We start from the raw sequence: 11,352 nt of genomic DNA on the forward strand, positions 1-11,352 counted from the left end.
GCGTCCGCGGCGGGGAACGGGGAGCCGCGCGGCGAGATCCGCCGCCGGTTCCGTGCGGTCCCAACGCCCCGGAGTTCAGGGGCGCACACTGAGGACTGCCGGCGAGGCGCTGCACCCGCGAGGGTGGCGCCGCGGACCGCGCGCCGGCAACACAACCCGTACGATGGAAGATCGAGAACGTCTGCAGTGGCTCGTGGCCCAGGCTCGTCGTGGCGTGCGCACTCCCCGCGCGACCGTCTGGGAAGTAACTCTTCTTCATGCCGTTCCCCTGCTTGCCGCATGTGCGCTCGCGCTGCTGCTGGGGCGCCCCGCGATCGCCGCCGCCACGCTGGCCGGTGTCGTGCTTACGCTGGGGCTGGCGCGCGCGGCGGTTCGTCCGCGGCGCATGGCGATGGCACCCGCCCGGCTGAGGGCGCGCTATTGAAGCTGAGCCGGAGCCACTGAGAGCGCGGGAGCGAATGCCGCTTCGACGCGCCGGGCGACCCGGAAGGACAAGAGACAACGAAGGCGGGCTCCCGGTCGGGAAGCCCGCCTTTTCGTTTGCCCGGCGCCCGCTCCGCGCGACGGAAACGCCCGTCCGCCGTGCGGCCGCGTTCTCACCCCGGCCCGCGGGCGATGGCGTCCAGGCGGCGGACGGTTTCGGCGATCTCGGCTTCGCCGGTGCGCGGGTTGATGGTGCACAGGCGCAGCACGGTGCGGCCGCGCAGTTCCGTGGTACTCAGCAGCGCGTACCCGTCCGCCGCCAGCGCCGCCGTGATCCGCCGCTGCTCCTCATCCACCTCCGCGTCCTCCATCTCCGCCGGGCGCCAGCGGAAGGTGACGATGCCGAGGTGCGCGGGCGTCACGATCTCCCATCCGGGCCGCGCCCGAAGCTCGCGCTCCGCCGCCTCCGCCAGCCGCATTCCCCACACGATCGCGTCGCGCACGGCATCCATCCCGAACACCTGCACCGTCATCCACAGCTTGAGCGCGCGAAAGCCGCGGGTGAGCTGCACGCCCCAGTCGCGAAAGTTCACCTCTTCTTCCGACAGGTCCGTGTCGCGCAGGTACGCGGGAACCAGGCGAAAGGCATCGCGCAGCAGCGTAGCGTCCCGGACGAGAAGGCATCCGCACTCAAAGGGCTGAAACAGCCACTTGTGGGCGTCCAGCGACACGGAATCCGCCTCGCCCAGCCCGGGGAGCGCCGCGCGCCCTTCCGCCGTAAGCGCGGCGGCGGCCCCGTACGCGCCATCCACGTGCAGCCACGCCCCGTGCGCGCGGCAGATTTCCGCCAGCACGCCCATCGGATCCACGGCGCCGGTGCTCGTGGTGCCCGCCGTCGCAACGACGCAGAAGGGGATGCGGCCGGCAGCCTTGTCGCGGTCCATCTCCGCCTGCACCCTCGCGGGATCCAGCCGGAAGCCGTCGTCTGCCGGAAGCAGCCGCAGCTGGTCGGCGCGGAATCCCAGGACGCGGGCGGCGCGCTGCACCGACGAGTGCGTCTGGTCGGAGGTGTAGATGACCGCGCGGCTGAAGTCCTCGCCCAGCAGGTGGTGCCGGGCGGCCGCGAGCGCCGTCAGGTTGGCCATGGAACCCCCGCTGACGAACAACCCGCCCGCCGTCGCGGGCAGGCCGCACGCCTCGCGCAGCCAGCTCAGCGTGACCAGCTCCACCTGCGCCGCGCCCGGCGACATGGCCCAGGCTCCCGCGAACGGGTTGAAGCCTGAGACGAGCGCATCCGCCATCGCGCCGACGAAGTTGCCCGGGCCGGGAACGTACGCAAAGAAGCGGGGATGCGAGTTGTGCGTCATGGGCCGCAGCACCTCCGCGCTCACGCGGTCCAGCACCGAGTTCCACCCGCGCCCTTCCGCGGGCGCCGGCTCGCGCAGCCGTGCCTCCATCTCCGCGCGCGACGCGGACTGCGCCACGCGCGCGTCGGGCAGCGCGGCGGCGTGCTCCACGATCATGTCCACCACGCGGTAGCCCAGCGCGCGCATCTCGTCGGCGGACAGTTCCAGCTTTCGATCCCCGGACATCTTGTTGGCTGCTGTTTTGACAGGTCGTTGCCGGGTGCGAAGGTAGCTGGCTGCCGCGGGAGCCGCCATGCGCAGACGGGGCGAACGCGCGGCCCTGCCGCGGCCCCTTCCCACTGCAATCTCGCACGGAGAGGGGGAGAACGATGGCTGGCTGCGCGGCTCTCCCCGGCCCTCTCAACCGCTGCTGCGGAGAAAGGGAGACCTCAGCGCGAGGGCGGCCTTCGGTGCCGCACCTTGATCCCGCGCGGGTGCAGCCTCACAGCAGTACCGTGAGGCTTTCAGCCGTTGTTGCGGCGACTTCAGTCGCTCAGCCCGCAGCGGCGCCGATCTTTGCGGGCACACGCCGAACCTTCCCCCCGCGCCCAACCCTCCCCCAGTCTTTTTTGGGGGAGGGTGGGTGAGTAATGCGAGCCCGGGTGGGGGCCGCCGTGAGGCTCGCCCAGGTGCACCGGACCCGCCGCCCGCGTGCAGGTGAAGTCTCCCCGTCTGTTTGGGGGGACTTTCCGCCGTTGTTGCGGCGACTTCAGTCGCTCAGCCCGCAGCGGCGCCTATCTTTGCGGGCACACGCCGAACCTTCCCCCCGCGCCCAACCCTCCCCCAGTCTTTTTTGGGGGAGGGTGGGTGAGTAATGCGAGCCCGGGTGGGGGCCGCCGGTGAAGCCTCCGGAGCGCGCCTGACCTGGAGTGTGCGCCCGCCCGCCTTTTCGCCTCCCATCCGCCCACGTATGTTTGGTCAGGCAAGTTTCCTGACTGACACTCCACCTGACCACCACGCCGGAATGCGCATCGGGCACGGCTACGACTCGCACCGCTTCGCCGAGGGGCGCCCGCTCATCCTGGGCGGCATCACCATCCCGCACCCCCTGGGTCTCACCGGCCACTCCGACGCCGACGCCGTGGCGCACGCCGTGACCGACGCGCTGCTGGGCGCGGCGGGCATGGGCGACATCGGCCGCCACTTTCCGCCCTCCGACGACACGTGGAAGGGCGCCGATTCCATGAAGCTGCTGGCCCAGGTGGTCCGCCTGCTGGAAGGGCGCAACCACCAGGTGGTCAACGTGGACGTCACCATCGTCTGCGAGCAGCCCAAGATCGGGCCGCACGCCGACGCCATGCGCGAACGGCTCTCGTCCGTGCTGGGCATTTCGCCGCACCACGTCTCCATCAAGGGCAAGACCAACGAGGGGATGGGATGGATTGGGCGTGGCGAGGGAATTGCCACTTTTGCGGTCGCGCTGATCGACAGCATCGAGGACCTGGACGCCCTTCACGCCCGGCACCGGCGTGATCCCGGGCTCTGACACGCGGCCACTGGCGGGGAGCACGGGATGGGCGGGCTGGTAGACCGGCTGGTCGAGTGGATGCAGGGCCTTTCCGAGGCCCTGGTGTACGTGGTAATCGGCATCTGTGCCGCGTTAGAGAACCTGTTTCCGCCGCTGCCGGCCGACGCGGTGGCGCTCACCGGCGGCTTTTTGGCGGGGCAGGGGGTGGTGAACGCGTGGGTAGCGTTCCTCGTGGTGTGGGCCAGCAACGTGGCGGGGGCGCTGTTCGTGTACTGGCTGGGCCACCACTACGGCGCGTCGTTCTTCAACACGCGCGCCGGGCGCTTTCTTCTGCAGCCCAGGCAGATGGAAAAGCTGGCCCGCGTGTACGAGCGGCACGGAATGGCGGTCATCTTCGTGAGCCGCTTTCTGCCGGCATTCCGCGCAGTGGTTCCCATCTTCGCCGGCACCACGGGGATGAGCTTCATCCGCGCGGCCATTCCCATCGCCGTGGCGTCGGGGGCGTGGTACGGGCTCATCGTGTACCTGGGCGCCACCGCGGGGCAGAACTGGGACCAGATCCGCCACATGATGGATGAGTCGGGGCACTGGCTGGCCATCGCCGCCGGCGTGCTCGCCGCCATCGTCCTCTGGTTCTGGTGGCGCAGCCGCGAGAAAGAGGACTGACCCCCGCGTGCCCGCCGCGAACCCTTCCGATGGCGGCAGGCCCGCGCCGCCGCTCTCGTTTTCCATCGAACCGTACCTGGACCACCTGCGGTTCGAGCGGGGCCTCTCCGAAAAAACGCTGGAAAGCTACGAGCACGACGTGGCGCGGATGGTGGAGTTCGCCGCCAGCCGCGGCCGCGCCGGGCCGGCGGACGTCACCACGGCGGACCTGCGCGCCTTTATCCTGCTGCTCAAGGACCTGGGGCTCGCCCCGTCGTCCATCGCGCGCAACGTATCGTCGGTGCGGATGTACTTCCGCTTTCTGGTGGGCGAGAACATGGTCGTGGGCGACCCCAGCGAGCGCATCGACACGCCCAAGGCGTGGAAGAAGCTGCCGGACGTGCTGACGGTGGCGGAAATGGAAAAGCTGGTGGAAACGCCGGACCTGGCCCACCCGCTGGCGTGGCGCGACCGGGCCATGCTGGAGTTCGCCTACGCCAGCGGCGTCCGCGTGTCGGAACTCACGGATCTGCGCCTCCGCAGCCTGCACCTGGACGACGCGTTCGCCAGCGTGTTCGGCAAGGGCGCCAAGGAGCGGCTGGTGCCCATCGGGCGGCGGGCCATCGGCGCGCTGAGCATTTACCTGCGCGAAACGCGGCCGCGGCTGGACCGGGGCAAAGGTGAGGGCCGCGTGTTCCTGAACGCGCGCGGCGGGCCGCTGACGCGCATGGGCGTGTGGAAGATCCTGCGGCAGCACGTGGAGGCCGCGGGGATCGAGAAGCGCGTGTCGCCGCACGTGCTGCGGCACTCGTTCGCCACGCACCTGCTGGAGGGCGGGGCGGACCTGGTGGCCGTGCAGGAGATGCTGGGCCACGCCGACATCGGCACCACGCAGCGCTACACGCACGTGGACCGCAGCTACCTGCACCAGGAGCACCGCTCACACCACCCGCGGGCGTAGTCCGCGCCTGGATTGTGGCCGGTCGGCATCCTCCGCAGCCCGTCAGCTTCCTCGGCCTCCCAATCCGCCCACGGCCCACGCACCGTTGACGGCGGAACGACCTGTCGCTATCCTGCTCTTTGTGATGCAAAGTACTTCACGAGAGGAGGCGTACCATGGTGCTTCGGGCGATTCTGGTGACGGTGGGGCTGAGCTGGGCGGGCGCGCTCTTCGGCGGGGTGGCGGGGGCCGGGGCGCAGTTCGTGTGGATGGTGCTCGAGGGCGGGGAACTGTTCTGGGATCCCTCCTTTCTGATCTTCGGCGCGTTGATGGGAGTCGTGGCGGGAGCTTTTCTTGCCCCTCTGACCGCGTGGCTGCTGATGCGCCACGTTCCGCTGGGTCTCGCGTTCGCGGGCACGCTGCTGGGCACCGTGGCGGGCGCCGGGGCGGGCGCGGTCATCGCCTCGCTGGGGGGAGCGATATGGGGCGGATTCGCCGGATACGGCATATCCGCGGCGGTCCTGCGCTTTCGCGTGCCGCGAGACGGGCGGGCGCTGGCGCCCAGCACAGGGGTCCGCGGCAGCCTGCAGGGGTAGCGCACGCGCATTCGAGCTCCGGGTTGACGGAACCGCACGGCGGTCGACCGCAGCGCCCGGGCTGCCGATGCTGCGCGAGGGTGCGGTGCGTGACCCAAGCAGACCCGTACTCACGCGTTACGTACGCAGCCTCACGCCGGCAGACGCCGCGAGCGCCGAGCCGTTGCCTCCATCGCGCTTGCGCCATTCCCATCCCGCCATCTAATGTCTGATACGGCGCGTTTCTTGCGCGCGCTTGTCGGCGGGGGTTTTAGACGCGGTGCTGATCCGCCTTGCGCCGGACTCGTATCGCACCGCCGCATCCAACCTCCTTTCATGCCTCATTCTTTATCTTTCCGCTGCGAGGTGTTCCATGTTCCTGCGCCCGTACCACGCATCCGTACCCCTCCTGGCCCTTGCCCTCTCCGCCTGCGACGATGGTCGCCAGCCGGTAGCGCCTTCGTCGGGCCAGAAGGGTGGGCCCCAGGCAGGGCCCCTGAGCACCCGCGGTCCGGTGCCCGTCATGAGCCCGGCGGCGGCCGAGACCGGACCTCAACCCCTGTTCGAACCCTCGAACCCTTCCGCATCCCCCAGCGTGCAGGCCATCGGCACCAGCCCGGAGCTGGTGTGGCAGCATACCGTATCGGGCGAGCGGTCCATGTGGCACATGCAGGGCACATCGTGGGACGGCGCCTCGATTCTGCCAACCGTTGCCACCGTCTGGGACATCGCCGGCGCGGGAGACTTCACGGGGGATGGACAGCAGGATCTCGTGTGGCAGAACACCGCCACCGGCGAGCGCTCGGTGTGGCACATGAACGCCTCTCACTGGCCCGGCGCGTACACCCTTCTGCCCCAGGTAGCGCCGGCGTGGGAAATCGCGGCGGCCGCCGATTTCACCGGCGACGGCAAGCCCGACCTGGTGTGGCAGAACGGCCAGACGGGAGAACGGTCCATCTGGGTGATGCAGGGCACCACCTACGCGGGGCAGGCCGTGATGCTGCCGACGGTGCCCAGCGCGTGGAAGATCGCCGCCGCCGCGGATTTCAACGGCAACGGGAGTCCGGACCTGGTATGGCAGAACACGTCCACGGGCGAGCGTTCCATCTGGCTGATGCAGGGGACCGTCTACACCCAGCAGTACGCAATGCTGCCGACGGTGCCCGTGGCGTGGGAGATCGCGGCGGCAGGCGACTTTACCGGGGATGACTCGCCCGACCTGGTGTGGCAGAACACTTCTACGGGTGAGCGGGACATCTGGCACATGCAGGGCACCACTTACACCGGCACCCACACCGCTCTGCCCACCGTAGCCAAGGATTGGAGGATCGCCACCGCGGGCCGCTTTGGCCGCGCGCCGAAGTGTGCTCCGCCGGAGGCGTTCCACCCGCAGAGCTATACGGCGTTCTGGCGCTCCCCGTTCGGGTTCCGGGGCGCCACGCCGTGGCTGCACGCCGTTCAGCAGGCCGGGTCCAGCGCCACCAGCACGGTGGAGATCGACTACATCCGGCTGTGGGCGCGTATCAACGGTGTCGCGCAGATTGTCGCCCGGAACGAGTACACCGACACCAGGGCCGCGGGCGAACTCAGGCTGCGCAATCCGTGGTTTGGCGGAGACTGGCGAAGCATGCCGGTGCAGATCACGAATGGTGCGCTGGTCATTCACCCCAGCAGCAGCCCCAACGACGTGTGGCATCCGTACCTGGAGTCCTGGCCCGACCTGAGAGCCGACATCTCAGGCGCCGACAGCGTCTGGATGGAGGCACGGGTGCGCGTGCAGGGACCCGCGCTCGTTCAGGGCGGGCTGGATGCGTGGAAGAACCTGGACTACTCCGCCAATCGCGTGTACGAGGTCGGGGCAACGGACTGGGTCTGCGCGTCGGGCGACTGGCAGACGCTGACTCTCACCCGCGGCACCGAGTTGGTGGGCTCGGTTCAGGTGTCCGCGCCGGAAGGGCTTGCCGTCGGAAAGCCGGTGACCGCCGCGTTCACCCTCGGCAACTTCGACGACGACGCCGTCTTTCTGAGCGAGGTAGGGGTGGACGTCCGCGTCAAGAACGCATCCGACCCGTACTGTGATCCGGAGATCAGCAGCACGCACGTGCCCGCCTATGCGTTCGCCACCCAGGTGCAGTTGGCGCCCGGGCAGACCCGCGCGCACAGTGCGACGTGGACGCCCTCCGCGCCCGGAACCTACTGCCTTCAGGTCGTTGAGAAGCGGCCGACCAGTCCCCACTATCAGCGAGTCTACTCCGGCCTGGGCTCACGGGTGATCGTCGTCAACTGATCCTGGCCAGGACGAGCGAAGGTGCGAGGAGCGCCGCCCCCGGACTGCGGGGCGGCGCTTCTGGTTTGGGCGACCGGCGATCACGCGCCGGGCCGCCGGGCCTCGATCCAGCGGTTGATCTTGGCGTCGAGCACGTCCAGCGGCAGGGCGCCGTCTTCCAGGATCGCGCGGTGAAAGGCCTTGATGTCAAAGCGCGGCCCCAGCGCGGCCTCTGCCCGGCGGCGTAGTTCGGTGATCTTCAGTTCGCCGATCTTGTACGCCAGCCCCTGGGCGGGAATGGCCACGAACCGCTCCGTCTCCGCCTGAATGGTGGATTCGCTCGTGGCAGAGTTTTCGCGGGCGTACTGCTGCGCCTGCTCCAGCGTCCACCCCTTGGAGTGGATCCCCGTATCCAGCACCAGGCGAATGGAGCGCCACAGCTCCGACGACAGGAACCCGAAGTACTGGTACGGATCGGTGTACAGCCCCAGTTCGCGCCCCAGCGTCTCGGCGTAGAGCCCCCATCCCTCCGCGAACGCCGTGAACCCGCCGAACCGCCGCAGCCGGGGCAGGTGGTCCAGCTCGCGCGCAATGCTGATCTGGAAGTGGTGCCCGGGCGAGCCCTCGTGGATCAGCAGCGACTCCATGCCGTACCGCGGGCGCCCCGTGGGATCGTACGTGTTGAGATGGAAGACGCCGGGGCGTGACCCGTCCAGCGCCGCCGCCGTGTACGATCCGCCCGAAAAGCTGCGCTCGCGAAAGGCCTCCACGGGGCGGATCTCGTAGTTGGCGGCCGGCTTCACGTCGAACAGTCGGTCGGTGGTGGCGTCGATGCGCGCCTGGGCGTTGCGATAGTCGGCCAGCATCTCCTCGCGCGTGGTGTAGCGAAAGCGCGGGTCGGTCTGGATGTACCGCATGAACGCCTGCAGATCGCCGCGAAAGCCCACCTGCTCCTTCACCTTTTCCATCTCCCGGTGAATGCGCGCCACCTCCGAGAGGCCGATCTGGTGGATCTGCTCCGGCGTCAGGTTGGTGGTCGTCACCTCCCGCACCATGTACTCGTACCAGGCGCGGCCGTTGGGCAGGGCCGCGAGCCCGACGGTGGAGCGGGTGCGGGGCATGTACTCGTCGCGCACGAAGTCGTGCAGCCGGCGGAACGCGGGAACGATGCGCTCGCGGATGGCGGCCGTGTACGCCGCCGTGAGCCGCGCCCGGTCCGCGGCGGAGAAGTCGGCCGGCATGTTGGTGACCGGGCCGTAGAACAGGCTCGTGGTGGGGTCGTCCACCACGTGCGCGGACAGCTGCGGCAGCACGCGTTCCATGAGCACTCGGGGCTGCACCACGCCGGCCGCCATCCCCTCGCGCATGTTGGCGATGGTGGCGTCCACCCCCTGCTCAAAGCCGCGCATGCGGGACAGGAAGTCGTCGTAGTCCTTTACCGTGCGGAACGGGTGCACTCCGGTGCCGGAGCCCATCCCCACGAAGAACGCCGTCCAGTTGAAGAACTGGTTCAGTGGGATCAGGTGTGACGGAAACTGCTCTCCCTCGCGCTCGGACTGCAGGTTGCGCTGAAAGACGTCGTACGTCAGCTGATGCTCGGCGTCCAGCGCGTTGCGGTCGATGGCGGCCAGCTTCTGCTCGTACTCCGTGCGCAGCGCGTGGTCCGCGGCGCGGACTTCGGGGCTGAACCACACGGTGTACAGGTGGTTGTAGCGGTTGTCGCCCACGGAGGTGGCGCCCGCGGGGTTCAGCGCCAGCCCGGCCTCGAAGTACGCCTCCGCGGTCTGGTCCAGCCGCTGGTTGGCGTTCTGCGCGGGAGCCGCCGCGGTGGTGGCCGGCGCGGGCGTGGAAGCGGGGGCGGCCTCCGTCCCGGCCCGCGGCGCCGCGCATCCGCAGGCCAGAACGACGCCCGCGTACAGGGGGATGCATTTCTTCAAGGGAACGGCCTCCTGGAATGATGGAAAACGCGGGGACGTGGCGGACGATGGCGGCGCAGGGGCGCTGGGCTCCGCCGGTCCGGGGATGTCCTGTGCAGACCCGTCGCGCCGCCGGACCGTTTGTGGCTCGCCGAGCGCGCCGACCGGGGATGATCGGGCCGCGGCCGCGTTGTGGCAAGCGGCCGGCGGGCTCTGCAAGGCTGCGCATGCCGAAACCATCGGCCCAACGCCCGAACCCCGGCCCGGCACTGAGGTTTCCTTTTCTCCCCTCTCCGTGCGGCAGTTTGCACGGGGAGGGGTGGGGGTGGGGCCCGCGCGAAGCGCGACGCCGTTCCCGCCTTTTCGGGTGGCGGCCCTTGAGCGAATGAATTCGCCGCAACAACAGCGGAAAGTCCCCCCAAACAGACGGGGGGACTTCACCTGCACGGGGCGGCGGGTGCCGGTGTTGGCGGCGGGTCCAGGGCGGCCCCCACCCGGGCTCGCATGACTCGCCCACCCTCCCCCAAAACAGACTGGGGGAGGGTTGGTCGCACCCTGGGGTCCGGCGCGGATTCCGGGATTCTGTGCAGCTGGGCTGCTGAGCGACTGAAGTCGCCGCAACAACGGCTGAAAGCCTCACGATACTGCTGTGAGGCTGCACCTGCGCGGGGATGAGTTCGCTGCCGAAAGCTACCCTCGCGCCGAGGTCTCCCTTTCCCCCGCGACAGCAGGGGAAAGGCAGGGGAGAGGGGGCCGCTCCGTCCGCTCGGCACCCTCCGAAGCGCCCCGATCTGCCGTTCTCCCCTCTCCGTGCGGCTGTTTGCACGGGGAGGGGCGGGGGAGGGGCCCCCCGCCGCCGCTCGGCACCGTCCGAAACGTACCAGAGCGGCCGGAACTCCCCTGAGCGCATGAACCCGCCGCTCCGACAGCGACACGCCCCGAACGGCGCCCGCAGGCGCCGTTCGGGGCTTCATCCAACCTGACGACGGCCCGGCGCATGCCGCCCGCGCCAACGCAGCCGCCACAGTCCGCGCAGGCGGACTTCGTGCTGTTCCAGCGGCGAATTCATTCGCTCTGGACAGGCGGCGGCGCCAAGGCTCTGGGCCACTCTCGGGACCGTCCGCCACAGTCCGCGCAGGCGGACTTCGCGCCGTTGTTGCCGCGGTTTCAACCGCCCTCCCCAGCCGCCAATCGATCGCTCATCTTCCCGCCCGAGGCGATCCCGGACAAACGCGTCAGGGCAGGCGGTCGAAACGGATGCCGCGGCTCCGCGTTGTCCAAGCCCTCATCCCGCGGATCCGCCCGGCGGCATCGCGGTCCACCACAAAGAGCCAGCCGTCATCCGGCGCCATCCACGCGCCCGCGTAGGCCGGCTGCAGCCTCATCGTGCGGTCGCCCGCCATTCCCAGTTCCAGCGCGCCGTTACGGCTGCGGATGGACACGGTGGATTCGGCTTCCTCGCTCGCGTACGTCCCCGCGATTTCCGCCCGCGCCGCGGCCGTCGTGTCCGCCGCGGCCACCGGCACCAGCCGCGTGCTGTCGCCCGTGGAGCGTACGATCAGGATCTCGCTGCGCGCGCCATCGGCGGCCGGGAGGAGCGTGGCCCGCCGCAGGCCGTCCGCGGTGCCGAATTCCGTCGCGCTGCGCGGCAGGTACCCGGCGCCGCCGTTCACGTTGAACCCGCCGTCGCGCGCGGTGACGGTCGCCGGCATC

Annotated in this window: 9 protein-coding genes; 6 read left to right on the forward strand and 3 right to left on the reverse strand. The window is 69.9% G+C overall.

All coding sequences use genetic code 11. The features are described 5' to 3' along the window. Positions 1–163: 163 nt before the first annotated feature. On the forward strand, positions 164–424 hold the full coding sequence (locus VF665_RS19065; protein ID WP_331055047.1) for a hypothetical protein: 261 nt from the start codon (positions 164–166) through the stop codon (positions 422–424). A 172-nt stretch (positions 425–596) separates the two neighbouring features. Here VF665_RS19065 and VF665_RS19070 read toward each other — a convergent pair whose 3' ends face one another. Then, positions 597–2,015 carry a pyridoxal phosphate-dependent decarboxylase family protein gene (locus tag VF665_RS19070; protein ID WP_331055048.1) on the reverse strand — a complete coding sequence of 473 codons (1,419 nt, stop codon included), beginning with the start codon at positions 2,013–2,015 and terminating at the stop codon, positions 597–599. 778 nt (positions 2,016–2,793) lie between these two features. Between VF665_RS19070 and ispF the strand changes: the two genes are divergently transcribed. The 5 genes from ispF to VF665_RS19095 all read left to right on the forward strand — a co-directional run bounded on the left by ispF (position 2,794) and on the right by VF665_RS19095 (position 7,744). Next, a complete protein-coding gene (ispF, locus tag VF665_RS19075) occupies positions 2,794–3,315 on the forward strand; it encodes a 2-C-methyl-D-erythritol 2,4-cyclodiphosphate synthase (RefSeq protein ID WP_331055049.1) in 522 nt (173 codons plus the stop codon). A 27-nt stretch (positions 3,316–3,342) separates the two neighbouring features. Further along, entirely contained in the window at positions 3,343–3,963 is a 621-nt protein-coding gene (locus tag VF665_RS19080; RefSeq protein WP_331055050.1) for a DedA family protein, read from the forward strand. A gap of 7 nt (positions 3,964–3,970) precedes the next feature. Beyond that, positions 3,971–4,903 carry a site-specific tyrosine recombinase XerD gene (gene xerD / locus VF665_RS19085; protein WP_331055051.1) on the forward strand — a complete coding sequence of 311 codons (933 nt, stop codon included), beginning with the start codon at positions 3,971–3,973 and terminating at the stop codon, positions 4,901–4,903. Positions 4,904–5,058: 155 nt separating this feature from the next. Further along, on the forward strand, positions 5,059–5,478 hold the full coding sequence (locus VF665_RS19090) for a hypothetical protein (RefSeq protein WP_331055052.1): 420 nt from the start codon (positions 5,059–5,061) through the stop codon (positions 5,476–5,478). 574 nt (positions 5,479–6,052) lie between these two features. Continuing rightward, positions 6,053–7,744, forward strand: a complete 1,692-nt coding sequence (locus VF665_RS19095) for a VCBS repeat-containing protein (RefSeq protein WP_331055053.1) — start codon at positions 6,053–6,055, stop codon at positions 7,742–7,744. Positions 7,745–7,824: 80 nt separating this feature from the next. On the opposite strand, the gene VF665_RS19100 is transcribed toward VF665_RS19095, so the two are convergent. Both VF665_RS19100 and VF665_RS19105 read right to left on the reverse strand, forming a co-directional pair. Then, positions 7,825–9,660, reverse strand: a complete 1,836-nt coding sequence (locus VF665_RS19100; RefSeq protein ID WP_331055054.1) for a DUF885 domain-containing protein — start codon at positions 9,658–9,660, stop codon at positions 7,825–7,827. A 1,214-nt stretch (positions 9,661–10,874) separates the two neighbouring features. Then, on the reverse strand, positions 10,875–11,352 hold a 478-nt coding region (locus tag VF665_RS19105), incomplete at its 5' end, for a hypothetical protein (protein WP_331055055.1).

This window comes from Longimicrobium sp., from assembly GCF_036387355.1.
In the GTDB taxonomy this organism is placed as follows: domain Bacteria; phylum Gemmatimonadota; class Gemmatimonadetes; order Longimicrobiales; family Longimicrobiaceae; genus Longimicrobium.